This window comes from Stenotrophomonas sp. S4, from assembly GCF_054187805.2.
This window is the reverse complement of the sequence record NZ_CM196188.1, coordinates 3,510,910-3,536,550: the sequence shown is the minus strand read 5'-3', so window position 1 is coordinate 3,536,550 and position 25,641 is coordinate 3,510,910. Positions and strand designations below refer to the sequence as shown.

At 67.2% G+C, this 25,641-nt stretch carries 21 protein-coding genes and 1 riboswitch; of the genes, 12 read left to right on the top strand and 9 right to left on the bottom strand.

The features are described 5' to 3' along the window. Positions 1 to 27 precede the first annotated feature (27 nt). On the top strand, positions 28 to 690 hold the full coding sequence (locus ACUZUJ_RS16610; protein WP_049443026.1) for a hypothetical protein: 663 nt from the start codon (positions 28 to 30) through the stop codon (positions 688 to 690). Here ACUZUJ_RS16610 and ACUZUJ_RS16605 read toward each other — a convergent pair. Further along, a complete protein-coding gene (locus tag ACUZUJ_RS16605) occupies positions 620 to 1,300 on the bottom strand; it encodes a M23 family metallopeptidase (protein ID WP_119006620.1) in 681 nt (226 codons plus the stop codon). The two genes, ACUZUJ_RS16610 and ACUZUJ_RS16605, sit on opposite strands and share 71 nt — an antisense overlap. 4 nt (positions 1,301 to 1,304) lie before the next feature. Further along, a complete protein-coding gene (locus ACUZUJ_RS16600) occupies positions 1,305 to 2,267 on the bottom strand; it encodes a L,D-transpeptidase family protein (protein ID WP_119006619.1) in 963 nt (320 codons plus the stop codon). A gap of 235 nt (positions 2,268 to 2,502) precedes the next feature. Here ACUZUJ_RS16600 and ACUZUJ_RS16595 point away from each other — a divergent pair, with 235 nt between their 5' ends. Beyond that, positions 2,503 to 4,626 (top strand): methyl-accepting chemotaxis protein, encoded by a 2,124-nt coding sequence (locus tag ACUZUJ_RS16595; protein WP_458220280.1) that lies wholly within the window; start codon positions 2,503 to 2,505, stop codon positions 4,624 to 4,626. 86 nt (positions 4,627 to 4,712) lie between these two features. On the opposite strand, the gene ACUZUJ_RS16590 is transcribed toward ACUZUJ_RS16595, so the two are convergent. Beyond that, on the bottom strand, positions 4,713 to 5,000 hold the full coding sequence (locus tag ACUZUJ_RS16590; protein ID WP_119006617.1) for a hypothetical protein: 288 nt from the start codon (positions 4,998 to 5,000) through the stop codon (positions 4,713 to 4,715). Between the two features lie 132 nt (positions 5,001 to 5,132). On the opposite strand from ACUZUJ_RS16590, the gene ACUZUJ_RS16585 reads away from it, so the two are divergent. Next, the gene (locus tag ACUZUJ_RS16585) at positions 5,133 to 5,834 is read left to right on the top strand and encodes an alpha/beta fold hydrolase (RefSeq protein WP_119006992.1); all 702 of its coding nucleotides are present in this window, start codon (positions 5,133 to 5,135) and stop codon (positions 5,832 to 5,834) included. Positions 5,835 to 5,843: 9 nt separating this feature from the next. On the opposite strand, the gene ACUZUJ_RS16580 is transcribed toward ACUZUJ_RS16585, so the two are convergent. Continuing rightward, the gene (locus ACUZUJ_RS16580) at positions 5,844 to 6,218 is read right to left on the bottom strand and encodes a hypothetical protein (RefSeq protein WP_458220281.1); all 375 of its coding nucleotides are present in this window, start codon (positions 6,216 to 6,218) and stop codon (positions 5,844 to 5,846) included. A gap of 107 nt (positions 6,219 to 6,325) precedes the next feature. Between ACUZUJ_RS16580 and ACUZUJ_RS16575 the strand changes: the two genes are divergently transcribed. From ACUZUJ_RS16575 to ACUZUJ_RS16565, 3 genes are all read left to right on the top strand, one after another. Further along, positions 6,326 to 7,048 carry an AraC family transcriptional regulator gene (locus tag ACUZUJ_RS16575; RefSeq protein ID WP_014038112.1) on the top strand — a complete coding sequence of 241 codons (723 nt, stop codon included), beginning with the start codon at positions 6,326 to 6,328 and terminating at the stop codon, positions 7,046 to 7,048. Between the two features lie 82 nt (positions 7,049 to 7,130). After that, positions 7,131 to 8,498, top strand: coding sequence for an amino acid permease (locus ACUZUJ_RS16570; RefSeq protein WP_014038111.1), 1,368 nt, complete (start codon positions 7,131 to 7,133; stop codon positions 8,496 to 8,498). A gap of 103 nt (positions 8,499 to 8,601) precedes the next feature. Next, entirely contained in the window at positions 8,602 to 9,012 is a 411-nt protein-coding gene (locus ACUZUJ_RS16565) for a VOC family protein (RefSeq protein ID WP_005418291.1), read from the top strand. Positions 9,013 to 9,104: 92 nt separating this feature from the next. Here the strand turns inward: ACUZUJ_RS16565 and gcvP are convergent, their stop codons facing one another. Next, positions 9,105 to 11,972 (bottom strand): aminomethyl-transferring glycine dehydrogenase, encoded by a 2,868-nt coding sequence (gene gcvP / locus ACUZUJ_RS16560; protein ID WP_458220282.1) that lies wholly within the window; start codon positions 11,970 to 11,972, stop codon positions 9,105 to 9,107. Between the two features lie 62 nt (positions 11,973 to 12,034). Further along, positions 12,035 to 12,139, bottom strand: a riboswitch (glycine riboswitch). Between the two features lie 299 nt (positions 12,140 to 12,438). Here gcvP and ACUZUJ_RS16555 point away from each other — a divergent pair. The 3 genes from ACUZUJ_RS16555 (at position 12,439) to ACUZUJ_RS16545 (ending at position 15,164) form a co-directional block, all read left to right on the top strand. Beyond that, on the top strand, positions 12,439 to 13,665 hold the full coding sequence (locus ACUZUJ_RS16555; protein WP_458220283.1) for a multidrug effflux MFS transporter: 1,227 nt from the start codon (positions 12,439 to 12,441) through the stop codon (positions 13,663 to 13,665). 141 nt (positions 13,666 to 13,806) lie between these two features. Next, on the top strand, positions 13,807 to 14,703 hold the full coding sequence (locus ACUZUJ_RS16550; protein WP_458220284.1) for a siderophore-interacting protein: 897 nt from the start codon (positions 13,807 to 13,809) through the stop codon (positions 14,701 to 14,703). A 68-nt stretch (positions 14,704 to 14,771) separates the two neighbouring features. After that, positions 14,772 to 15,164 carry a hypothetical protein gene (locus ACUZUJ_RS16545; protein ID WP_008265644.1) on the top strand — a complete coding sequence of 131 codons (393 nt, stop codon included), beginning with the start codon at positions 14,772 to 14,774 and terminating at the stop codon, positions 15,162 to 15,164. A gap of 119 nt (positions 15,165 to 15,283) precedes the next feature. Here the strand turns inward: ACUZUJ_RS16545 and ACUZUJ_RS16540 are convergent, their stop codons facing one another. The 4 genes from ACUZUJ_RS16540 to ACUZUJ_RS16525 all read right to left on the bottom strand — a co-directional run bounded on the left by ACUZUJ_RS16540 (position 15,284) and on the right by ACUZUJ_RS16525 (position 22,065). Then, a complete protein-coding gene (locus ACUZUJ_RS16540) occupies positions 15,284 to 17,248 on the bottom strand; it encodes a M2 family metallopeptidase (protein WP_014038105.1) in 1,965 nt (654 codons plus the stop codon). Between the two features lie 603 nt (positions 17,249 to 17,851). Further along, positions 17,852 to 19,501 carry a phosphoethanolamine transferase gene (locus ACUZUJ_RS16535; RefSeq protein ID WP_458220285.1) on the bottom strand — a complete coding sequence of 550 codons (1,650 nt, stop codon included), beginning with the start codon at positions 19,499 to 19,501 and terminating at the stop codon, positions 17,852 to 17,854. Then, the gene (locus ACUZUJ_RS16530) at positions 19,498 to 20,250 is read right to left on the bottom strand and encodes a phosphatase PAP2 family protein (protein ID WP_049443037.1); all 753 of its coding nucleotides are present in this window, start codon (positions 20,248 to 20,250) and stop codon (positions 19,498 to 19,500) included. Before ACUZUJ_RS16530 ends, ACUZUJ_RS16535 begins: the two co-directional genes overlap by 4 nt. A gap of 111 nt (positions 20,251 to 20,361) precedes the next feature. Beyond that, on the bottom strand, positions 20,362 to 22,065 hold the full coding sequence (locus tag ACUZUJ_RS16525; protein WP_049443049.1) for an ArnT family glycosyltransferase: 1,704 nt from the start codon (positions 22,063 to 22,065) through the stop codon (positions 20,362 to 20,364). Positions 22,066 to 22,196: 131 nt separating this feature from the next. Between ACUZUJ_RS16525 and ACUZUJ_RS16520 the strand changes: the two genes are divergently transcribed. The 3 genes from ACUZUJ_RS16520 to ACUZUJ_RS16510 all read left to right on the top strand — a co-directional run bounded on the left by ACUZUJ_RS16520 (position 22,197) and on the right by ACUZUJ_RS16510 (position 25,555). Beyond that, positions 22,197 to 22,910, top strand: a complete 714-nt coding sequence (locus tag ACUZUJ_RS16520; RefSeq protein ID WP_049443038.1) for a response regulator transcription factor — start codon at positions 22,197 to 22,199, stop codon at positions 22,908 to 22,910. Then, entirely contained in the window at positions 22,897 to 24,183 is a 1,287-nt protein-coding gene (locus ACUZUJ_RS16515) for a sensor histidine kinase (RefSeq protein ID WP_458220286.1), read from the top strand. The genes ACUZUJ_RS16520 and ACUZUJ_RS16515 overlap by 14 nt, the downstream gene beginning before the upstream one ends. 121 nt (positions 24,184 to 24,304) lie before the next feature. Then, entirely contained in the window at positions 24,305 to 25,555 is a 1,251-nt protein-coding gene (locus ACUZUJ_RS16510; RefSeq protein WP_049443040.1) for a DUF819 family protein, read from the top strand. Positions 25,556 to 25,641: the final 86 nt, after the last annotated feature.

The window sequence follows — 25,641 nt, the reverse complement described above, 5'->3', positions numbered from 1 at the left end:
AAGCGACGCAATGACCAGGATGTCAGCGTGAAGGGCGAGACGGTCGTGCGGATCACCCTGTGGGTGCTGTGGAGCCTGTGGGGCATCGCCTGCCTGGTACTGGTGCTGGGTGCGGCTGCCAATACCCTGGCTTCGCGCACGCAGACGGTGCCGTTGGTGCTGAGTCCTGGCGCAACCGCCCAGATCACCGTCTACCGCCTCATCGATGACCAACTGCGGTTGCGCCTGCGCTATGCCGCGGACGGTACGGAGGCTGACCCCGAGGTGCTGCTGCGCATCGAAACTCCGACCGATCAGGGAGACTTCCGTGCAGGGGAGCGTTCGGGTGTGGCCGGGCAGGGCATCAATCGCGCGCTGGCTTCGGTTGAGTCCAGCGGCCTCACGGCGTTCTACTTTGGCTACGGCCGCGGCGACGCATTGCCACGCGGCCGCTCATGGCTACGGGTAACCGTGCTGGAGGTGGACCCGGCCCTGGCCGGGCACGCGGCAGACATCGAGCTGCAGCCACCGCTGGACCTGCTGAAGCTGACCGACCTGGACTACATCTGGCTGTGGCCGTTCTTCTTCTGGAAGATGGCGGCGCTGTTCCTGCTGATTCCAGGGGCTGCGTTGGCTGTCTTTACTCTGGTGTTGCGGCGCTGGCAGCGCCGGGCATCAGCGCCGCCGACTTCAGCAGGGGGTAGGGATTGATGGACTCTCCCTTCCACCACTGTTTTTCCGGCCCCAGCACATGCACCTCGAAATGCAGATGCGGCGCGTCGGCACTGGCGTTGCCGGTGCTGCCGACGTAACCGATCACATCCCCGCGTTTGATCACCTGCTTTTCCGCCAGGCCATCGGCATAGCGCTGCAGATGCGCGTAGTAGTAGCACCAGCGTCCGCTGGGTTCGAACTGGTAGATCGTCAAGCCGCCGCGCTCGCTGTCGAACAGTTTTTCCACCGTGCCATCGGCCACCGCGAGTACCGGGGTACCGGCATCGGCCATGATGTCGATGGCATCGTGCACACGGCCCTCGCTGCGCGCATCGGTGAAGGTGTCGCGCAGCTGAGAGGGCAGTACGCCCTGCAGCGGCAGCAGCAGACCGGACGGTGCATCCGCAGCCTGCGCGGCCGACTGCGCGGTGGCGGCGGGTGGGGTTGTTGCGCGCGGCGCTACTGGTTCCGTCACCGGCGCGGCGGCCAACGTCGATGGCGCTGCCGGCAGCGAGGCGGCTACCGGCTCACTCGCGTCGCGGCGCAGCCACCAACCTGCACCCAGTCCCAGCAGAACGCCCAGTACGATCAGCTGCGGAAGGCGCATCGGCTCACTCCTGCATCACCACGGGGACCAAAGTGTCCACCGCATCGGCCACACGCAGCGCATCCCAGTTGGTCATGCGTACGCAGCCATGCGATTCGGTCTTGCCCACGTGGCCGGGTTCAGACGTGCCGTGCAGGCCGTAATGCGGTTTGGACAGGTCGATCCAGACCCGCCCGACCGGATTGTTCGGGCCCGGTGGCAGGGTGGCCTTCTTTTCGCCCTTGCGGGCATCCCAGAACAGCTTCGGGTTGTAGTGGAACGGCGGGTCGCGGTACACGCCCTGGATCTTCCATTCGCCGATCGGTAACGGGTCGTGCTGGCTGCCCGACGACACCGGGACCTGTGCAATCACCTTGCCCTGCGCATCCAGCAACTGCAGGGTGGAGTCGGATTTATCGACCACGATCTTCGCCGCCTTTGGCAATGCGGCGGGTGCGATGTTGGGTACCTGGATGCGGCCGCCTGCCTTGGCAAGATCCACGCCTGGATTGAGCAGCTTCAGCAGCTCAGGGGATGCATGGAAGCGCTCGCCCAGGGCCTCTTCCACACTGCCGTATCCCAGCGATTTGAGCTTGGCCTGGGCGGCGGGCCCTTTGGGTGTGGCCTGGAACGGACCGGCAACATCCTCAGCAGTCAGCGTGTAGCTGGCCAGCGGCGTGATCGTATCGGCCTGCAGAGCCTTCCAGGTGGCGTCATCCAGTTCACCCGTTACGGTCAGCCCATGCGCCGCCTGGAAGCCCGACACCGCGCGTCGCTGGTTGCTGCCCACTTCGCCATCGATCTGGCCGGGAGAGAAATTCGCACGATCCAGCAGCACCTGGGCGTGCAGCGCGGAGCGTGGGGCCACATCCGGCCCGGCTTTCTCGGCAATGGGGGCGGGCAGCTCGGGCGGCGGCGCCTGTGCGAAGGCTGGCGACGCCAGCAGTGAGAGAGCGAGCAGGGTGGATCGGGACACGGGCAAGGGCATTGGGATCTCCAGCAGGTCACGCCACCACCTTGCCCGCAGCCGCTGCCGAGCCGTCGTGAAAGGAATCTGATGCCGGCATGAGCAGCCATCGCCATCGCAGCCGTTTCCAGTGCGCAGGTGCCGCTGGGCCGCAGGCTCACCAAGGTGAACGGTGGCCGACGCCGTCGATGGACGGCGATCAAGATCGCGTGCCGGGCCGCCGATAAGGCCTCATCCCCCCGTTTTGGATACCCCCATGAACTACTTGAGGAACGTCAGGGTTGCCTGGCGTCTTGGGCTGGGCTTTGGCCTGTTGCTGCTGCTGGTCGCCGCCGTGGTGGCCACCGGCGCCACCGCCAGTGTCGTGCAGAAGCGCGCGATGCAGCAGGTGGTCGACGTCAGCGTGGCCAAGGTGCGCCTGCTGTCGCAGATGCTCGATGCCAACAACCAGATGATGGTGGTGCGGCGCGAGATGCTGATCCGCCAGGGCGATGACCGCGGCCACGATGAGCAGCGCATCGCCGATCTGGTCAAGCGCTACGAGGCCAGCTGGACCGCCTACCAGGCGCTGCCCAGCGACGCCGAGGGCAAGGCCATTGCGGAAACCATCGCAGCCAAGCGTGCCATCGCGCGCCCGCTCAACAAGCAGACCAGCGAACTGATGGAGCAGGGCGACTACCCGGGCGCCGTGGCGCTGACCCTGGGCCCGGTGCAGGAAGCGGCCAACGGCTGGAACAAGGCACTGTCCGATGGCGTGGACTTTGAGGAGAAGGAAAGCCGCAAGGCCGCCGCCGAGGCGATCCGCCTGGGTGAGCGCAGCCTGCTGCAGCTGCTGGTGCTGGGCGGCGTCGCGCTGCTGGTGGGCATCGGTGCCTCGGTGATGATCGGCCGCAGCCTGACCGGCCCGCTGGCCCGCGCGGTGAACCTGGCCGAGCGCCTGTCCAAGGGCCAGCTGGACCAGGAGTTCCGTCTTGGTGGCCGTGACGAACTGACCCAACTGGGCGAGGCAATGGCCAGCGTTCGGCAGAGCGTGCAGGCGGCGATCGGCGCGCAGCTGCAGATGGCCGAGCAGCACGAAGCGGGGGCGATCCGCTATCGCATGGACGCCGGTGCATTCCCGGGTGACTTCGGCCGCATGGTGCAGGCGACCAACAGCCTGGTCGAATCGCACGTGCAGGTGGAACTGCTGATGGCCGAGGTGATGCAGCGCTACGCCATCGGCGACCTCAGCCGCGACCTGCCGGACTACCCGGGCGAGAAGGGCACGCTGACCCGGACCCTGGCCGCAGTGAAGCAGAGCCTGATGGCGATCAACGCGCAGATCGACGAACTGGCCCGCGCCGCCCGCGCCGGCGATTTCAGCATGCGTGGCGATGCCGCTGCGTTCCAGTACCAGTTCAAGGCGATGGTCGAGTACCTCAACGGCATGATGGCCAGTTCGCAGGCCAGCATCGCCGATGTCTCCGACGTGCTGCGCGCGATCTCGCACGGCGACCTGACCGCACGCATGGACGGCGAGTACGACGGCGTGTTCGCCCGTATGCGCGACGACGCGAACACCACCACCGCACAGCTGACCGGCATCGTGCGGGGCATCCAGGTGGCTGCCGACAGCATCAACAACGCGGCGCAGGAACTGGCCGCCGGTAACAACGACCTGTCGCGCCGCACCGAGCAGCAGGCGGCCAACCTGGAAGAGGCCGCCGCATCGATGGAGGAGCTGACCTCCACCGTGCGCCAGAACGCCGAGCTGGCGCGTCAGGCCGACAGCGAAGCGCATGCGGCCGGCGCCGCCGTGCGCGAGACCGAGCAGGCGATGGCACAGATGGCCTCGGTGATGGGTGAGATCGACCAGTCGTCGGCACGCATCTCGGAAATCTCCACGGTGATCGACGGCATCGCGTTCCAGACCAACATCCTGGCGCTGAACGCGGCGGTGGAAGCCGCACGTGCAGGCGAGCAGGGCCGCGGTTTTGCCGTGGTCGCCAGCGAAGTGCGCACGCTCGCGCAGCGTGCCGGTGTCGCCGCCAAGGAGATCAAGGAGCTGATCGAAGACGCCGCCGCCAAGGTGAAGAGTGGCCTGGCGGTGACCGTTGAATCGGAAGCCGCGATCGCGCGTGTGGCCCAGGCAAGTTCGCGCACGACCCAGCTGATGAGCGACATCGCAGCGGCCAGCAAGGAACAGGCCGCCGGCATCGAGCAGGTCAACCAGGTGGTGGTGCAGATGGACCAGGTGACCCAGCAGAACGCCGCGCTGGTGGAAGAAGCCACCGCGGCCAGCCGCGCGCTGGAAGAACAGGCGCATGCACTGACCACGTCGGTGTCGGTGTTCAAGGTGGAAGGCGCAGCGGCTTCGGCCGTGCCGCGTCGCGCAGCCTGAGCAGACTGCTGAACCCGTGACAGGAATACGGCCGCCCTGGGCGGCCGTATTCCCATTGCCTGCTCAGACAGGCCGACACATCACCATCATTGTTCAAGAACACTGCCGAGCATGGCCCCCACGGCATACAGCACGACCAGGGTAGGGGGCATCACCAGCAGGTAGACGGTCGTCCAGGTCTTTCCGGAAAGCCACCCACCCATGCCGATGACGTTGAGTGCTGCGGTCTGCAGCATCACCGGCAGCTGCATGAGGATGTAGGCGCCCTTGGGGTCGCTGTTGGCCTGGGCATCGAGCACCAGCCAGGTGGTCAGCGCGAGATAGAGTGTGCATACGGCGATGCCGGTCCAGCTGAGCCAGCGTGGCTTGCGCATGCCGCCTTCTCCGTTCCGTCGGGACCACCAGCGTAGCGCCGCGTGTGCCGCCGTGCACTTCCTTGGGCCGAGCCAATGCGTGAAGCTGCAGGCAGGGAGCCGTGCGAAGAAACCTGAAGGGTGATCAACGTGATGAATGCCGTGATGCTGCCGGTCGTGATGCTGCCAGGCCTGGATGGCACCGGCCTGCTGTCGGCGCACTTCGTAGAGGCAATGCAGGCGCGGGGCATGCAGATGCAGGTACTGCCGATGCCCGCGCAGGGGCCGCAGGACTACTCCACGTTGGCGTCGATCCTGCGCCCGCAGCTTCCGGCATCTCCTTTTGTGCTGCTGGCCGAGTCGTTCGCCGGACCATTGGCCATCGAACTGGCGGTGGCCGGGCTACCTGGATTGCATGGGTTGGTACTGAGTACGACCTTCGCACGGCGGCCGGTGCCGCTGCCTGCGGCGAGCGCACGGATACTGGCCCCGGCATGGCCGTTGCCGCCACTGGCGTTGATGGCCCGGTTGCTGCTGGGGCAATGGCGGACGCGTGCGAACCTGCGCGAGCTGAGCCTGGCAATCACGCAGGTGCCAGCGGCAACCCTGCGCCAGCGTGCTGCGGCGACGCTGCGGGTCGACGTACGCGCATTGCTGCCAGGAATCGAAGTGCCGACGCTGTGCCTGCATGCCCGGCAGGACCGCCTGCTGTGGCCGCCCAGCGTGGCCGAGCTGCAGGCCTTGTTGCCCGATGCCCGCCATGTGTCGTTGGAGGGGCCACATCTGCTGCTGCAGGCGCGCGCCGACGCAGCTGCAGCCGAAGTTGCCGCGTGGATGAGGACGCTGTCGCCCTGATCGAAGGATTCAGCCGCGCGCGCGGGTACGTGCTGCTTTCTTCGCCGCCACCTTGCGCACGGTCTTCTTTGCCGCACGGGTCTTCGCTGCCTTCTTCGCGGCGGCGCTGCGTGAGGCGGTGGTGCTGGCTTTCTTGGCTACCGTCTTCTTTGCTGCCTTCTTCGTGGCCGTCGTGCGGGCCGGCGCCTTCTTCGCCGTTGCCTTCTTCGCCACCTTGCGCCCGCTATCACTACGTTTGCCGCCACCATCCCGCTTGTTCACAGTGGCCCAGGCGATGCGCTCTGCGGTGCTTTCGCTGGCGCCGCGTTCGCGCTCGCTCTCTTCGATGTGCTCGGCCTGGCGCTTCTGCTTTTCGGTATAGGCGGACTTGTCACCGCGGGGCATGGCCGGTTCTCCGGTGGGGGCTGGCCCCCACGGTGGGCCTGGCGGCGTTAAGCGCAAGTCCCGCAAGGGTGATCGCACCGGCAAGGGGCCTCGGCTATGCTTGTGGCATGCGAGTCGAGCCCGCCGACATCGAAGCCCTGTTCGACGCCATCCCGGATGTGCTGTTCTTCATCAAGGACCGCCAGGGGCGTTACACCCACGTCAACCAGACCATGCTGCGGCGGCTGGGCCTGCGCGCGCGCAAGGACGTGATCGGGCGTACCGCGGCCGAGATCTACCCGACCGGCCTCAGTGCGGACTACGTCGACCAGGACGCCCGCGTGCTGTCCGGCGAGGTGATCGAGAACCTGATGGAGCTGCACCTGTTCGCCAACCGCGAACCGGGCTGGTGTCTGACCTGCAAGCGCCCGCTGGTGGTCGATGGGGCCATCGAGGGGCTGATCGGCATTTCCCGCGACCTCGGCCAGAAGGACAGCCTCGGCACCCAGTACGAGCAGCTGCGGCTGGCGCTGGCCCACCTCAATGCGCACTACGCCGAGAATGTGCGCATGCAGACCCTGCTGGACATCACCGGTTTCTCGCTGTCCAAGCTGGAGCGCAGCTTCCGCAAGGTGTTCCAGATGACCCCGCAGCAGGTGCTGACCCGGCTGCGGATCCAGATGGCCATGCACCTGCTGCATGGCGACGACAGCATCGCCTGCATCGGCCAGGCCTGCGGTTTCAGCGACCAGAGCGCCTTCACCCGCAAGTTCAAGGCTGAAACCGGTTTCTCGCCGCGTGCCTATCGTGCCCGTATCGGTGGGAACGTCGGCGAGCCGGCGCTGGCCTGAGCCGCCTGCTGCGCTGTGCCTATCCCCGTGGGCACGGGACAGGGTAAGGTGTCGCCCCTGTAGCCCGCCGCCAGCCCCGCCGATGCCCAACTCGATTCCGACCGCTTCGCCGTCCCGCCTCGGACATTCGCTCAAGCCCCGCCAGCTGATCATGATGGGCCTGGGCAGCGCCATCGGCGCCGGCCTGTTCCTCGGCTCGGGCGTGGGTGTGCAGGCGGCCGGCCCGGCGGTGCTGGTGTCGTATCTGGTGGCCGGCGCGCTGGTGATCATCGTGATGAACGCGCTGGGTGAGATGGCGGCGGCCAAGCCCACCAGTGGCGCGTTCTCGGTGTATGCAGCCGACGCCATGGGCGCTACCGCCGGTGCCACCGTGGGCTGGCTGTGGTGGGTGCAGCTGGTGATCGTGATCGCCGCCGAAGCCGTGGGTGCAGCCGGGCTGCTGGCCACGGTCTGGCCGGCGATACCGGTACCGATGGCGGCGCTGGCCTTCATGCTGTTCTTCACCGCGATCAACCTGCTCGGAGTGAAGAACTTCGGCGAGTTCGAATTCTGGTTCGCCATCCTCAAGGTGGCGGCGATCCTGGCCTTCATCGCCATTGGCGTGGCGCTGCTGATGGGGTGGCTGCCGCAGGTGACCTCGCCGGGCCTGAGCAACTTCACCGAACACGGTGGCTTCGCACCGAAGGGCCTGGCCGGGATCGGTGCAGCGCTGCTGGTTGTCGTTTTTGCCTTTGGTGGCACCGAGATCGTGGCCGTGGCGGCGGCCGAAACCGAAGACCCCGAGCGCAGCATTGCCCGAGCCATCCGCACCGTGGCCTGGCGCATCCTGGTGTTCTACATCGGCTCGCTGAGCGTGATCATCGCCGTGGTGCCATGGACCAGCGAGGCGCTGAAGTCGCCGTTCGCCGCGGTGCTGGACATCGCCCGCATCCCGGGCGCCGGTACCGCCATCACCCTGATTGCCGTGATCGCGCTGCTGTCGGCGCTCAATGCCAACCTCTACGGCGCCTCGCGCATGATGTATTCGCTGGCGCAGCGCCGCGAAGCGCCGGCCGTGCTTGGCTGGACCGACCCGCGTCAGGTGCCGGTGATCGCCGTGCTGGCCAGCGTGCTGTTCGGCTTTGCCGCCACGGTGATGGAACTGCTGTTCCCGGACCGGGTGCTGCCGGTGCTGCTGAACATCGTCGGTTCCACCTGCCTGCTGGTGTGGACGCTGTCGCTGGTCTCGCAGCTGGTGCTGCGCCGGCGCGCGGATCGCCTGGGCACCCGCCTGCCGTTCCGCATGGCCGGCTTCCCGTGGCTGACCTGCTGTGCACTGGCGATCCTGGCGCTGATCTTCGGCCTGCTGCTGAGTGAGTCGCACACCCGCCTGCAGTTCCTGTCGATGGTGGCGTTGACCGCCACGATCGCCGCCAGCAGCGCCATCGCACGGCGCATGCGCGAGGCCTGATTGAAGCTGCCGGCCAGCGGCCGGCACTACCACGGGGGCTGCACATCCGCCGTGCCATCCTGATCGCGTGGGCCGTCACTGGCCCGTCGACCAGGAGCACCGCATGCTGCGCAGCCGTCCCTTCCTGATGTTCACCGGCCAGGCCGAGGCCGCGCTGGCCCTGTACGCCGAAGCCTTTGCCGATTTCCGCCTGCTGGCCCTGCAACGCCACCCCGAGGGCGCCGGCGCCGGCGTGCCCGGGCAGGTCCGCCAGGCCATCTTCCTGCTCGGTGGCACCCACTACCTGTGCTTCGACAGCCTGGACGTGCACGATTTCACCTTCTCGCCGTCGATCTCGCTGTTCGTCGAGTGTTCCGGCGCCGAGCAGTTCGAACGTGCCGCACGCGTACTGGGCGAGGGTGGCCATTGGTTGATGCCGGTGGGCGACTATGACTTCAGCAACCGCTACGGCTGGGTGCAGGACCGCTTCGGCGTGTCGTGGCAGTTGAGCCTGGGGCAGATGCCGGACCCGTGACCGGATGTGTGTGGGTGTGGACCTTGGTCCACACGCCCTTATGAAAACGGCCCGCTTGCGCGGGCCGTTTTCTTTACCGGTGCAGTGAGGAATCAAGCCTCGACTTCATCATCCTTGTAGGCATCGACCGGGATGCAGGCGCACATCACGTTCTTGTCGCCGTACACGTTGTCCACACGCGCCACCGGCGGCCAGTACTTGCTCTGCTTCAGGCTGGCCAGCGGGAAGGCGGCCAGTTCGCGCGGGTAGGCGTGGGTCCACTCGCTGGCGGTCACTGCGGTGGCAGTGTGCGGCGCGTTCTTCAGCGGGTTGTCCTCGCGGTCCAGGCGGCCGTCTTCGATCGCGGTGATTTCCTCGCGGATCTGGATCATCGCGTTGATGAAGCGATCCAGTTCGTGCAGCGATTCGCTCTCGGTCGGCTCCACCATCAGCGTGCCGGCCACCGGGAAGCTCAGCGTCGGGGCATGGAAGCCGAAGTCGATCAGGCGCTTGGCCACGTCCTCGGCACCGATGCCGCTGGTCTTCTCCAGCGGGCGCACGTCCAGGATGCACTCGTGTGCCACCAGACCGTTGCGGCCCGTGTACAGGGTCTTGAAGTGCGGGGCCAGGCGCTTGGCGATGTAGTTGGCGTTGAGCTGCGCGACCTGGGTGGCCTTGCGCAGACCGCCGCGGCCCATCATCGCGATGTACATCCAGCTGATCGGCAGGATCGAAGCGCTGCCGAAGCTGGCCGCGCTGACCATGCCGACCGGGCCGTTGTCACCCAGCTTGCCCGGCAGGAACGGGGCAAGGTGCTCCTTGACCGCGCACGGGCCGACGCCCGGGCCGCCACCGCCGTGCGGGATGCAGAAGGTCTTGTGCAGGTTCAGGTGCGAAACATCCGAACCCCACTTGCCCGGCTTGGCCACGCCGACCAGGGCGTTCATGTTGGCACCGTCGGTGTACACCTGGCCGCCGTGCTTGTGGATGATCTCGCAGATCTCCACCACCTCTTCCTCGAACACGCCGTGCGTGGACGGGTAGGTCATCATGATCGCGGCCAGGCGGTCGCTGTACTTCTCGGCGTTGAGGCGGATGTCCTCGACATCGACGTTGCCGTTGGCATCGGTCTTGGTCACCACCACCTTCATGCCGCACATCTGCGCCGACGCCGGGTTGGTGCCGTGCGCCGAGTCCGGGATCAGGCAGATGTCGCGGTGGTCTTCGCCGCGCGAGCGGTGGTAGGCGCGGATCGCCAGCAGGCCGGCGTACTCGCCCTGTGCGCCGGAGTTCGGCTGCAGGCTGACCGCGTCGTAGCCGGTGCATTCCACCAGCATCGCTTCCAGCGTGTCGATCAGTTCCTTGTAGCCCAGCGCCTGGTCGGCCGGCACCAGCGGGTGGATCTGCGAGAACTCCGGCCAGGTCACCGGGATCATCTCGGCGGTGGCGTTGAGCTTCATGGTGCACGAGCCCAGCGGGATCATCGTGCGGTCCATCGCCAGGTCCTTGTCGGCCAGCGAGCGCAGGTAGCGCAGCAGTTCGTGCTCGCTGTGGTGGGTGTTGAACACCGGGTGGGTCAGGAACGCGGACTGGCGCAGCAGGCCGGCCGGCAGCGCATCGGCGGTGCTGGCATCCAGCGCGTCGACGTCGGCCTGCGCACCGAACACGGCGGCCAGCGCGACCACGTCGGCGCGGGTGGCGGTCTCGTCCAGGCTGATGCCGACCGAATCGCTGTCGATCGCGCGCAGGTTGTAACCGGCGGCGCGGGCCTTGGCGTGGATCTCATCGGCGTGCACGCCGGTGACATGCAGGGTGTCGAAGAAGTCGCCACCGACCTGCACGCCGGCCGTGCGCAGTGCCGCGGCCAGGATCGAGGCTAGGCGGTGGGTGCGACGGGCGATGCGGGTCAGGCCTTCCGGGCCGTGGTAGACGGCATACATCGAGGCCATCACCGCCAGCAGCACCTGTGCGGTACAGATGTTGGAGGTGGCCTTCTCGCGGCGGATGTGCTGCTCGCGGGTCTGCAGGGTCAGGCGGTAGGCCGGGTTGCCCTGCGCATCGACCGAGACGCCGATCAGGCGGCCTGGCATCGAGCGCTTGTAGGCGTCACGGCAGGCCATGAACGCGGCGTGCGGGCCGCCGAAGCCGAACGGCACGCCGAAACGCTGGCTGTTGCCGACCACGATGTCCGCGCCCCATTCGCCCGGGGCGGCCAGCAGGGTCAGCGCCAGCAGGTCGCTGGCCACGGCCACCAGGCCGCCGCGTGCGTGCACGGCATCGACCAGCGCCTTGTAGTCGCCGACCTGGCCGAAGGTGTCCGGGTACTGCAGCAGCAGGCCGAAGGCTTCCGCTTCCAGTGCCTCGGCCGGGGTGCCGACGCGCAGCACGATGCCCATGGGCTCGGCGCGGGTGCGCAGCAGCTCCAGGGTCTGCGGGTGCACGGCGTCGTGCACGAAGAAGGTGTCCGACTTCGACTTGGCCGAACGCTTGGCCAGGGTCATCGCTTCAGCGGCGGCGGTGGCTTCGTCCAGCAGCGAGGCGTTGGCAATTTCCATGCCGGTGAGGTCGGCGCACAGGGTCTGGAAGTTGATCAGTGCTTCCATGCGGCCCTGCGAGATTTCCGCTTGGTACGGAGTGTAGGCGGTGTACCAGGCCGGGTTTTCCAGGATGTTGCGCAGGATCACGTTCGGCGTGTGGGTACCGTAGTAGCCCTGGCCGATGAAGCTGCGCAGCACGGTGTTCTTGTCGGCGATCGCACGGATCTTCGCCAGTGCCTGCACTTCGGTCATCGATTCCGGCAGTGCCAGCGGCGCCGGCGACTTGATCTTGGCCGGTACGATGGCATCGGTCATCGCATCCAGCGATGCATGGCCGACGACGTCGAGCATCTGCGCGATCTCGGCATCGTTGGGGCCGATGTGGCGCTCGACGAACGCATTGTGGTGCTCGAGCTCACGCAGGGAAGGGGTGTTCTGGGACATGGCGAAGGATCCGTCAGGAAAGGGCACACGCACGGGCACAAGCCGCCGGTCGGCGGTCTGCGGGGCGCCCCTCTGTCCTTTTGCCTGAGAGTTTGGAAGCGCGGAAAAAACCGCGGCTTCGTGCCCCTTCGGCGCCGGATCGAACCGGTCTCTCCAGAGTTGTGTTACGGGTGGTATCGGGCCTGAGCGATTACGGGCGTTGCGCCTTCGGCAGCGGTGTTCCGCTTCTCCCACCGTGTTGCCCGCCGATTATAGCCCGTTGCGGGCGCGCCAGCCGCCTCCGGGCCCGGCCGCGGCGCCTGAATGGCCGATGGCCCGTCCGTGCGTTTTGTGCACTGCTGCATGGCGTCAGGCGCAATCCCCACCTATGATGGGCGAATACCCGAATTCATCTGGCGCCGTCCCTGCTGCAGGGGACCGGCGCCCGCCGTGCGTGCCGCGCATGGCCCTGCCGGACGCCTTCTCCATGACCGCCGCTGTTGCTCCTTCCACCCGCCGCATGGCCCTGCTGCTCGCCGGCCTGGCCATGTTCGGTCCGTTCTCGATCGACACCATCTTCCCGGCGTTCCCGCAGCTGGCCCAGCGCCTGGCGGTGGACGAGGTGGCGGTGCAGCAGACCATCAGTGTGTACCTGCTGTTCTACGGCCTGATGAGCCTGGCACACGGCCCGCTGTCCGATGCCTGGGGCCGCAAGCGGGTGATCCTCGGCGGCCTGGTGGTGTTCGTCGGCGCCTCGGTCGGCTGTGCGCTGTCCACCGACCTGACCACGCTGCTGGCGTTCCGCGCGCTGCAGGGCCTGTCCGCGGGCGTCGGCATGATCGTCGGCCGCGCGGTGATCCGCGACCTGTACCATGGCCACGACGCGCAGCGGCTGATGAGCCAGGTGTCGATGCTGTTCGGCATCGCCCCGGCCATCGCGCCGATCATCGGTGGCTGGATCCTGCTCAGTGGCGCGGGCTGGTCGCTGATCTTCTGGTTCCTGGTGGTGTTCGCACTGGTCCTGCTGGCAGCCACCGCACGCTATCTGCCGGAAACCCATCCGGTCGAGGCTCGGGTGCCGCTGTCGCCGCGCGTGCTGATGCGCGACTACGTGCGCATCGGTTTCAATCCGCGTTTCCTGCGCCTGGCGCTGGCCGGCAGCATCGGTTTCGGCGGCATCTTCCTGTACATCTCCTCGGCGCCGGTGTTCGTGATGCAGCACCTGCACCTGGGCGAGGGCGGCTTCGCCTGGCTGTTCATTCCCACCATCGGCGGCATGACCACCGGCTCGTTCCTGTCCGGGCGCATGGCCGGGCACACCACGCCCACCCGCCAGGTCGCCATCGGTTTCGGCCTGTGCGCGCTGTCGGTGCTGCTGAACGTCGGCTACGTGGCGCTGGCGCCGCAGTTCGTGCTGCCGTGGGCGGTGCTGCCGATCTTCCTGGGCGGCATGGGCATGGCATTGATCTTCCCGATCCTGGCGCTCGCGGTGCTGGACATGTACCCGCACCAGCGTGGCCTGGCCTCGTCGCTGCAGGCGTTCGTGCAGCTGATGATCAGCACCGTGGTGGCCGGCGTGGTGTCGCCGCTGCTCAGCGCCAGCCCGTTGCACCTGGCGCTGGGCCAGGCCGCGTTCTTCGGCGCCGGCTTCGTGTTCTGGTACTGGGAACACCAGCGTGAACGCACGGCGCAGGCGGCCTGCACGGGTCACTGAGCAGCGTGCAGGGGTAGGGCAGGCCGCGACGCCCGCAGCGCTTGCGACGGGAAACCACCGGACTAGGCTGGGCACTCCAGCCAGCCGGTGCACAGGTGCACGACAGCCAGCCGATCCAATGTCGTTGCATGAGGTTCCCCCATGGCTGCGCAGCAGACCTACCGCCTGTTCGAGGTGGCGCTGAAGGAGCGCCGCGTTCTTTCCCCTTCCCTGGACCGCATGGTGTTCATCGGTGCCGACGTGGCGCGGATGAAGACCGAAGGGCCGGACCAGCGCATCAAGGTGTTCTTCCCCTTGCCCGGCCAGGAGGTGCCGCAGGTCCCCAGCGGCGACGACTGGTATCCACGCTACCGGGCCCTGCCGGACGATCAGCGCCCGCCGATGCGCACCTACACCATCCGCCAGCTGCGTGCGGAGCAGGGCGAGGTCGATGTCGATTTCGTCATCCACGGCGTGACCGGTCCCGCCTCGCGCTGGGCCATGCATGCCCGGCCGGGCGACCGCGTGGTGCTGCTGGCCCCGGATGCCGACTGCGCCGACAGCAGCGAGGGCTGGGAATGGAAGCCGCCGACGGGCGTTGGCCAGGTGCTGCTGGTGGCTGACGAGACCGCGTTGCCGGCAGTGGCCGGGATTCTCGAGGAACTGGCGGCCATGGTGGATCCGCCGCGCACGCTGGCCCTGCTGGAAGTGGCGCAGGCCGGTGATGCGGTTCCCCTGAAGGCGCCGGCCACGGCCGAGCTGGTCTGGTTGCCGCGCGGGCAGGCGGCGTACGGGCAGCCCCTGCTGCAGGCAGTCCAGGCAAGGTTGGCTGCGGCCTCGGGCGTGGCTGCCGGCGATGCGTTGGAGGAGATCGACGTCGATACGCAGATCCTCTGGGAGCAGGCCGATAGCCGCGTGGCGGGGCCGCTGTACGCCTGGGTCGCAGGTGAGGCCGGGGCCGTGATGGCGATCCGTCGCCATCTGGTCCGTGACTGCGGGCTGGACCGCCGCGCGATCACCTTCATGGGGTACTGGCGCCACGGCAAAGTGCTGGACTGAGGCGACGTGAAGCAGCGCTGCGGGCGGGGTGCGCTATCCTTGCGCCCCCCTCGCAGCGGTACCGCACCATGTCCACCAGCTCCAAGACCCGCCGCGACCAGCGCCGTCGCCAGGAAAAGCAGGCCGCCAACAAGGCCGCTGCCCAGGCCTCGCCGGTGGAGCCGCATGCCGAACTGCGCGACGCGCAGCGCACCCTGCTGGCCGGTGTCGTGCGCCGTGATGGCGAATGGGTGCTGGGCATGGATGGCCGCATCGCGGGCCACAGCGAGAGCGCTGCGCAGGTGCTGGCGCTGATCATGCAGGCCGGTGAGCTGCACGAGCGCAACGGCACGCCGGTGCGCCTGATGTACTCCGATGCGCTGCGTGATGCCGCACAGGCCGAAGCGAAGGAAAAGGGCCAGACCTTCGAGGAATTCAAGGCCGAGCTGGCTGCAGCGATGGCGGCGAAGAAGAACAGCTGACAGACATTTCGGTAGAGCCGGCCGCTGGCCGGCTGCCCGTTGGGTCTTCATCGCGTGGTTGCCGGCCAGCGGCCGGCACTACCGGAAAGGGGCGGATCCTCGCGGATCCGCCCCTTTTTTCATTTCGCCGCCGGTGCTGCGTTGGCCTGCCAGCCACACATCTGGCCTTCGTTCTGCTGCTTCAGCCACTCGTTGACCGGGGTGAAGTACTCGATCATCGGGCCGGCATCGAGCTTGTCGGTGCCGGTCAGCTCCTTCAGCGTGGCCTGCCACGGCTGGCTGGCACCCTTGCTCAGCATCGCCCAGTACTTCTGGCCGGCTTCCTTGTTGCCGTAGAAGGTGCACTCATGCAGCGGGCCCTTGTAGCCGGCCGCGTCGCACAGGCCCTTGTAGAACTGGAACTGCAGGATGCGCGCCAGGAAGTAACGCGTGTACGGGGTGTTGCCCGGCACGTGGTACTTCGCGCCCGGGTCGAAGAATTCTTCGCCACGGGTGCTGGCCGGCGCCACGCCCTGGTACTTGGCCTTCAGGTCCCACCATGCCTTGTTGTAGTTGTCGGCGGTGATCGAGCCATCGAACACGCCCCAGCGCCAGCGATCGATCATCAGCCCGAACGGCAGGAACGACACGCCCGACAGCGCCATGCGCATCTGGTTGTTGATGACCGCTTCGCGGCTCTCGGTCGGCGCGTCGACCAGGCCGATCGAGCTGAGGTACTTGGGCGTCATCGCCAGCACGATGGTGTCGCCGATCGCTTCATGGAAGCCATCGTTGGCACCGCCCTGGAACAGCGGCGGCAGCGGGTTGTAGGCCAGGTCGTAATAGATGTGGCCCAGCTCGTGGTAGATGGTGGTGAAGTTCTCTTCGTTCGGCTTGATGCACATCTTGGTGCGCACGTCGCCTTCCATGTTCATGTCCCAGGCGCTGGCGTGGCAGACCACGTCGCGGTCGTCGGGCTTGATGAACTGGGTGCGTTCCCAGTACGACTGCGGCAGCGACGGCATGCCCAGCGACACGTAGAAGTCCTGCGCCCGTTCGGTCATCTGCTTGGCGGTACGCAGTTCGGCCTCGCGCTGCGCCTTGTACTGCGCGGCCACGTTGGCGTCCTTGCCGGCCTTGGCCAGCGCTGCGCTCAGGTTGGTCTGGTACTGCTTTTCCAGCGCCGCGGTGATGTCCAGGCTGCCGGCACCCGGGTACGGTTCCAGCTGGTCCCACAGGTTCGACCAGTCCTGCTGCCACATGTTGCCGAGCAGATGCGCGGCGATCAGGCCATTGCCCACTTCGGCCTTGTCCTTGCCGTAGGTCTTGTCCAGCTTCCCGCGTGCGTAGCAGTGCAGCTGCTCGTACATCGGCTTGACCTGTTCCCACAGGCGGTCGGTTTCCGGACCGATCTGTTCCGGCGGCATGTCATAGCCGCTGCGCCACATCTGGCCGGCATCGGTGAAACCCATGCCCTTGGCGCCTTCGTTCACCAGGCCGACGAACTTCTGGTAGTCGCCGCGCATGCTCTTGGTGGTGCTGTGCCAGCCCTGCCAGGCATCGAGCTGCTTGTCGTAGTCGCGGCTGCGTGCCAGCACCTGCTCCAGCTCGCCCAACTGGCGGCAGGAGTTCGGATCGTTGGCATCGGTGCAGTACTTGCCGGCGCCGTAGCTGCCTTCCATGCGCGTGGCGATCTGGGTCAGCTCGGCCAGCTTGGCCGGGTCGCGCGGTGCCGGCATCGACGACATCAGCTTCAGCAGGTGGATCGCACGCTTGCTGTCCTCGCTCATCGGCTTGCCGTCGAACGTGGCCGCCTGTTCGATCCAGCTGTTGAGCTGGGTCAGCGAGCGCTCGTTGGCCTTGGCCGCGATGCGTTCCGAATCACTGTTGATGTAGGTGGAGGACAGCCACTGCGCCGAGGTCATCTCCGGGTAGGCGGCCTTGAATTCGGCATTGATGCGGGCCACGAACTGGTCGGCGGTTTCGCCGGCCGGGGCACTGCTGCTGGCGGTATCGGTGCCTGGGGCAGCTTCCTTCTTGCAGGCGGCCAGGGCCAGCGTGGCGGCGGCGATTGCCGAGGCCAGCAGGAGATGACGGTGTTTCACGGGCGGTCCTTGGGTGGTGAACGACGGCCGAAGGCTAGTGGGCAGTCGCTGCCACCGCAAGTGGCGGAAGTCGGCCGGGCGGCGCCCGGCACCCGCAGAGGCCTTCAAGCAACGGCAAAGGCCGAAGCAACAGCAACAGCGGACTACCCGTGGTTTGGCGGGGCGGTGTCGGACTGCGGGGACGCCGCAAGTACGTCCCTGTAGGCTTGGCAGCCGCATCCATGCGGCTGACACCCCGCACTCCGACACCGCCCCACCTCTGACAGATTCCGTGTGCTGTCGGTAGGTGTCGACCTTGGTCGACACATCTGTCAGGTATCGACAATCAAAATGGGGTCAGATCCGTTTTCCTCCGGAAAACGGATCTGACCCCAAGGTCGTTCCAACCGATTGCGGAAAACTGTCGAAGGCGGGGCGGGTCCGGTGGCGGGGGCGTGAGCCGCATGGATGCGGCGACCGAGCCTACATGGACGTATTCACGGCGTCCCCCGCCACCGGACCCACCCCGCCATCCCACGGAATGCACGCTGTTGCTGTTGCTTCGGCCGCTGCGGTTGCAGTTGCCTCTGCGGGTGCAGGGCTGCAAGCCCTGCCGAACAACCCTCAACCTTCGCAGCTGGCGAACACGTCGCGGTCGCGCTCGTACAGCGAGGTCTTCACCTGCATCAGGCCCAGCACCGACGGGAACAGGTTGTCATGGTCGGTGTAGGCCGCCGAACGCTTGCGCACGCACTGCAGGTCCAGCCCGCGGCTGCTGGCAAAGCCCGGCGAGAACCACATCGTCATCGGTACCCGGGTCTGCTCGGCCGGGGCGATGGCGTAGGGCACGCCATGCAGGAACAGGCCCTTCTCGCCCAGTGACTCGCCGTGGTCGGACAGGTAGATCATCGCTGTATCGTAGTCCTGCATGCCCTGCAGCGTGCCGATGGTCTTGGTCAGGAAGTGATCGGTGTACAGCACGGCATTGTCGTAGCTGTTGGTGATCTCTTCGCGCGAGCAACGGCCGATGTCACGGGTATCGCAGGTCGGGGTGAAGCGGCGGAACGCGGGCGGATAGCGCTCGAAGTAGGCCGGGCCGTGGTTGCCCAGCTGGTGCAGCACCACCACCCGGTCACCGGTCCTGGCACGTACCTGGGTGGCCAGGTCCTGCAGCAGGATCTCATCCATGCAGCGGCCATCGGCACACAGGCCCGGTGTGGTGGCATCGGACAGCGACTGGAAGTCCAGGCCTTCGCACACGCCCTTGCAGCCGGACTGGTTGTCACGCCACAACGGCGCGATGCCGGCGCGGTTCAGGACGTGCAGCAGCGACTGGTGCGCGCGGATCTTCTTTTCGTCGTAGTCGTGGCGACCCCATGGCGAGAACAGGCACGGCAGCGAAACCTCGGTGCTGGTGCCGCACGAGTGCATGTCCGGGAAATTGATCACGCTGGCCTGCGCCAGTTCCGGGGTGGTGTTGCGGCCACCGTTGAGCCCCCAGTTCTGCGCGCGCACGGTCTCGCCCATGACGATCACCAGCAGGCGGGGCTTGCTGGCAGGCGCGCGCGGGGTGGCCTTGGCATCGGTGCCGATCGGCAGCTTCGGCGCGCGCTGCACCGGGTTGTCACCGCGCAGTGCACGCGGCATGCCCAGCAGCACGTTGGCCGGTGTCGCCAGGTAGCGCACTTCGCGCTGGTTGCGCATCAGTGCCGAGACATCCTGGAACGAGATCAACGCGCCGCCGACGGCAGTCACCGCCGCCACTACCAGGAAGCCCAGCCGCCACAACAGGCTGCGGCCCCAGCTGCGCCGACGCAGCTGCACACGCCACAGCACGATCATCGGCAGCACCGCCAGCAGCAGTACCGGCCACAGCAGTGACACGGTCATCAGCTCGCGGCTTTCCTTGGGGTCGGTCGCCAGCACGTTACGCAGCATGTCCGCATCCAGGTAGATGTGGTAGCGGCTCATGTAGTGCGCGGCGAATGCGGTTACCAGCAGCAGCAGGCTGATCACCACCTTGGCGTTCCAGCGCCAGACCAGGATGCCCAGCAGCACGCCGTGTGCACCCAGCAGCAACAGCAGCAGCGACAGCGCGTAGCGGAGGCTGCCCGGATGGCTGGCCATCGCGCTGTGCCAGAACAGGCCGTTGCCGGCCACCGCGAAGAACAGGCTGGTCAGTGCGATCAGTGCTTCGGTGGACAGCTGCGGCCGCCAGCGGCGAAGACTCGCCAACGCGGGAAGGCGGGCGGGGCGTTGGACCGATGCACTCATGCGTTTGCCTCCTGGCGGTTGGGACGGTCCAGCTGACGGCGGATCAGGACATACAGGCCGAGCGAAAGCAGCCAACATATCAATGCAGTGGCAACGTCATGCGAAAGGAAATGCGCGCCCCGGAGCTGCTGGCTGATGCCGAACACCAGGCCGGTGCCAAGGCCGATCCACAACCCGGCCCAGCGCCACGACGGGCGCCACAGCAGGGCGAAATAGTACAGGCACAGCCAGGCATAGCCCGCACTGGCGTGGCCGGCCGGGAAGCAGGCCCGAGGGGCCATACCGTCGGGGCGCAGCGTGAACAGCCCGATGAAGGGCTCATGGCCGCCGTAGCGCAGCAGATCCCACGGGCATTCCATCGGCACCAGCGCCTTCAGCAGGGAGATCACGCCGGTGCCCAGTGCCATGGCAATCACGATATAGAGCAACGCCCATCGCAGGGTGCGATCGCGTCCCTTGCGCCAGTGGTGGAAGCACAGCAGGATCGCCACCAGCGCCGCTGCCGTGCTCAGCCATTTGCCCACCTTGTGCACCACCGTGCGGGTGATCCAGGCGTCCTGCAATGCCCAGTGGCCACCTTCAAGGCGGAACAGGTGATCGGCCACCCATTGGTCGCCGCCGAAGCCCATCAGCAGCGTAAACACGGGTAGACCGATTGCGACAGGCAGCCAAAGGTGGGTTACGGCAAATCTTGACGCCAGTGGTGATGTCGCAAGCGGCGCTACCGCATCAATGGGACGAACAGGCATGCTGGGAAGGGGCGGTTCGGGAATCCGCAGTCATGCTCGTCACCTGGATGTCGGAGAAGGGTCGGACGCTCGTTCGTGCCGGGTTAATGTTTGCCCGGCACATGTCAACGTTCAGTCTTCTTCGGCGGTCGATCCTGTCCGCTCGGCGTGGCACTCCGGGTCCCAGGCCGTACCAGGAAGCAGTTGCCAACGATTCCTGTTGGCAATGCCGATGTCGATCACCTTGGCCGGGTCCACGCAGGGGCTCATCGCATCGTCCAGCACCAGCAGCCAGCGCTTGCCCGGTGCCTCGGCCAGCCACGGGCCGGCGTCATGCCACTGCTCGGCCCACGGGCGCTTGAAACCGAACTCGCGCACCGGCCGATCTGCCTGCAGCAGGTTCTGTTCGCGCCAGGCGACCAGTGCCAGCTCGGCGTCCGGGCCGATCCGCGCGCCCACCCGGCGCATCACCGCCGACGCCGACGCGTACGGATCCAGTGCCGGGATCAGCACCAGGCCGTAGAGCATCCACAGCATGCCGTGGGTCAGCAGCACCAGCGTTGCGGCACGGCGCACCCGCAGCCACACGATCAACGTGGCCAGGGCAATGGCAAAGGTCAGCAAGCCATCCCCCAGCACCGGCAGCAGCGAATCGGGCATCGCCCGCCGTTCCAGCTGCGCCACGGCCCACGAATGCTCGGTCATCAGCATCACGCCGAGCACGCCGGTGGCCAGCATCAGCACCACGCTGTAGCCGAACAGGTAGCGCCGAACGCACAGCCGGCGCAACAGGCCCGGCAACAGCGGGGCCACCGCCAGCGCCATCGCCGGCAGCATCGGCAGCACATAGACCTCGCGCTTGCCGGGGCTGGCGCTGAAGAACACCAGCACCAGCAGCGCCCAGCCCAGCAACAGCCACTGCCGTCGGTCGCCACGGCGGATGCGGCGCCACCAGGGTTTGAACAGCATCGGCAGCAACAGGCTGCCCGGCAGCCACAAGGTCAGGATCACCTGCAGGTAGTACCAGGCCGGCTGGCGGTGGTGCCAGGCGTTGGCATAGCGGGTGCCGGTCTGCTTGAACAGCAGTTCGTGGGCATAGGACTGCAGGGACGCGCTGGGCTCATGCAGCAATGCCCAGCCCAGCGGGGCAAGCCACACCGCCACGCCCACCAGGAAGGCCGGGATCAGCCACAGCAGCGTTGCCGGGTGCGGACCGTCCACGCTGCGCCCGCGGCGGCGCTGGTACAGCCACCAGCCGAACCACGGCAGCACCATCAGCAGCGGCAGGAAACCCACGCCCTTGGTCACCGTGCCGAGGCCAGCGGCGAAACCGGCCAGCCACAGCGCGGGCAGGTTGCGGCGCTCGCACAGGTGGCGCATCAATCCCCACAGGGCTACCGTGGTCATGCCGACCAGCACCATGTCGATCTGCGCGCGCTTGGCCATCAGGCCGAACTGCAGGGTGCAGAACAGCGCCGCCAGGGCGTACAGGGAATGCCGCGGTGACCACAGCCGGCGTGCCAGGTCCGAGACCAGCCACAGGCTGAGCAGGGCGCCCAGCAGCGACGGCAGCAGGAACGACCACTGCCAGCTGCCGACGATCTCGTAGGCGGCCGCCTGCAGCCACATGAAGACCGGCGGCTTCTCCGCGTACAGCTCCACGCCCCGGTGCGGCAGCAGCCATTCCCCGCTTTCGACCATGGTGCGGGCCGCCAGCACGAAGCGCGGCTCGTCCGGCGGTTGCGGCTGGCGCAGGCCGATACCGGCCGCCAACGCAGCGATGATCAGCAGCCACAACAGGGGCAGGCGCCAATGACGGGGCAGGGCTACGGGCACGGCAGGCTCCGGGAGCAAAACGGCCACTCTGACGTGGCTGGGGTAGGAAAGGCGTCGGAGCGGGCGCACGGCGACCGCATTCCGACATGGTCGGCGCTACCATGGTACGAACTTCCGTGGATCTTTCGTGCATGCGTCTGTTGGTGATCGAGGACAACCGCCAGCTGGTGGCCAACCTGTTCGACTATTTCGAGTCGCGCGGGCACGTGCTCGACGTGGCCCCGGATGGCATCACCGGCCTGCACCTGGCCGGCAGCCACCCTTACGATGCGGTGATCCTGGACTGGATGCTGCCGCGCATGGAGGGGCCGGAGGTGCTGCGTCGCCTGCGCGCCGAGCACGCGTCGGAGGTGCCGGTGATCATGCTGACCGCGCGCGACGAGCTGCCGGACAAGATCGCCGGCTTCCGTGCCGGCGCCGACGACTACCTGACCAAGCCGTTCGCCCTGCCCGAGCTGGAGGTGCGGCTGGAGGCGCTGCTGCTGCGTGCGCAGGGCCGCAATCCGCGCAAGCGCCTGCAGGTGGGCGACCTGGTGCTGGACCTGGCAACCCTGGAGGCGCAGCGCGGCAGCCAGGTGCTGCATCTGTACCCGGCCTGCCGCAAGCTGCTGGAAGTGCTGATGCGCGCGAGCCCGGGGGCGGTGACCCGCCAGCAGCTGGAATTCGCCCTGTGGGGCGACGAGCCACCGGATGGCGACCTGCTGCGCTCGCATGTCTACGAGCTGCGCCGCAGCGTTGATGGCCCGTTCGCCGACAAGCTGATCCACACCCTGCCGCGGGTCGGTTATCGCCTGGCGGTGACTGCGGCCAGCGACGCAGCCCGGGAAGACGATGAAGGCGCGTAAGCCGGGCCCGCTGTACCGGCGCGTGGTGTGGTGGTTGCTGGGCTACCTGGCCCTGCTGTCGATTGCCGTGTTCAGCGTCGGCAACTATGTGCACGAACATGCCGAGCACGCCGCCTGGCGCGCGCTGCTCAATTCCGAACTGGACAGCATTGTCGACCACACCGAGCACGAGCCGCATTACCGCTGGCAGGATTCGGACACGCTCAGCCTGTTCCGCTTCGACGAGGGCAACATGCCCGAGAGCGTGCGCACGCTGCATCCCGGGCTGCACGACGGCGTGTCGATCAAGGATCGGCAGACTGCGGTGATGGTGCGTGACACCGGCTCGATGGGGCGGGTGGCGCTGGCGCTGGACATCTCCGATTTCCATGACCTGGAACAGTTCGCCACGCGCTGGGTGATGCTGGCCGGGGTGATCATGATCTTCGTCACCGTGCTGATGGCCTCGTTCGGCATGGAGCGGATGGTGCGTCCGTTGAGCCTGCTGGCACAGCACATTGCCGGGCTGCGGCCGGGCGTGCAGGGCCAGCGTATCGAGGTCGATCCGCGCGGCAGCTCCGAACTGCATACCATCGCCGGTGCGTTGAACGACTACCTGGACCGCAACGAGCAGTTCGTCGAGCGCGAGCGGGTCTTCATCAGCACCGCCAGCCACGAACTGCGCACGCCGATCGCGGTGATGACCGGTGCCGCTGAGCTCGCGCTGGAGCAACCGGGCCTGCCCGAGCGTGCCCGCCAGCAGATGCAGCGGGTGTTGCGCACGGCGCAGAGCGTGGAGCAGCTGATCGAGCTGCTGTTGGTGTTGGCGCGTGATCCGGCGCGCCTGGCTGCGCGTGCCGAGCGCATCGCCCTGGACCAGCTGCTGCCGGAGATCGTCGACGACCATCGCCACCTGCTCGGTGACAAGGACCTGAGCATCGGCATCCAGGCGGCGCCGGTGGATATCGTTGCACCGATGGCGGTGGTGCAGGCGGCGATCGGCAACCTGCTGCGCAATGCCATCGAGAACAGCGGCCGCGGCCATATCGAGCTGCAGCTGGATTCGTCGGCGGTGCTGACCCTGCAGGATCCTGGGCATGGCATGAGCCCGGAGGAGATCGCGGCCATCCACGCGCGCATGGCCCGCGGCGAGCGCGCCGATCGTGGCGGTGGCATCGGCCTGGACCTGATCGCGCGGTTGTGCGAGCACCTCGGCTGGACCCTGCAGCTGCAGCCCTGCGAGCCTCGCGGGACACGCGTCACCCTGGACTTCGGCGCTTCGCGCCCGGCCTGACCGGCGTCCCGACCTGCTTCGCGCTGCGGCATGACCCGGCGTGAAGACAATGTTAATCTCGACCTGCGCCGCTTTAAGCGGCGCTTTTTTTTCTCCGCTCTTTCGATCGACAGAGGATCCCATGCCGACCGAACCCGCTACTGCCCTGATCAGCAACGACATCGTTGGACTGGGCCTGATTGCCGCCACCCTGGCCCTGATCTTCTGGGCTGCCAGTGGTCCGACCCCGTTGTTGAAGAAGATCTTCGCCTGGGTGCCAGCACTGCTGCTGTGCTACTTCATCCCCGCCATCTACAACACCGCCGGTGTCATCGATGGCCACAACACCTCGCTGTACAACCCGGTCGCGCGCGACGTGCTGCTGCCGGCGGCGCTGGTCCTGCTGACGCTTTCGATCGACCTGAAGGGCGTCATCAAGCTCGGCCCGAAGCTGCTGATCGTGTTCTGCGCCGGTACCGCCGGTATCATGCTCGGCGCCATCGTTTCATTCCAGCTGATGAAGCTGATCCACCCGGAAACCGTGGCCGGTGATACCTGGGCCGGCATGGCCGCGCTGGCCGGCAGCTGGATCGGCGGCGGCGCCAACATGGTCGCCATGCGCGAAGTGTTCGGCACCGATGCCACCACCTTCGGCCAGTTCGCGGTGGTCGACGTGGCCTGCGCCAGCCTGTGGATGGCGATCCTGCTGTTCCTGGCCAACCGCGCGCAGCAGATCGACACCCGCAACGGTGCCGACACCCGTGCCATCGATGAGATGAAGGCACGCATCAGCGCCTACGAGGCACAGAACGCGCGCATTCCCAGCATGACCGACCTGATGGTGATCGTTGGCGTGGCCTTGGGTGGCGTCGGCCTGGCCCACGCCATCGCCGCGCCGCTGTCGGGCTGGTTCAAGGCCAATGTCAGCTGGGCCAGCCAGTTCAGCCTCGACAGTCAGTTCGTCTGGGTGATCCTGCTGTCCACGGCGATGGGCCTGGGCCTGAGCTTCACCCGTGCACGCCGGCTGGAAGCGGCTGGTGCTTCGCGGCTGGGCACGGTGTTCCTGTACTTCCTGATCGCCTGCATCGGCATGCAGATGAACCTGCTGTCGCTGCTGGATCGGCCGTGGCTGTTCCTGCTGGGCGCGATCTGGATGGCCACGCATGTGCTGGTGCTGTGGGTGGTGGCCAAGCTGCTGCGCGCGCCGCTGTTCTTCTTCGCGATCGGTTCGCAGGGCAACATCGGTGCGGCCGCCTCGGCCCCCGTGGTGGCCGCAGCCTTCCATCCGACGCTGGCCCCGGTGGGCGTGCTGCTGGGCACGGTGGGCTATGCCACCGGCACCGGCCTGGCCTACGTCACCGGTTTGATCCTGAAGTGGATGGCCATCGGCTGAGTTCGGACCGCCCTGGCGTCATGCTTCCGTAGATCCACGCCATGCGTGGATGCATTTCATGGGTCTCCATGAACAAGGAAGGGGTC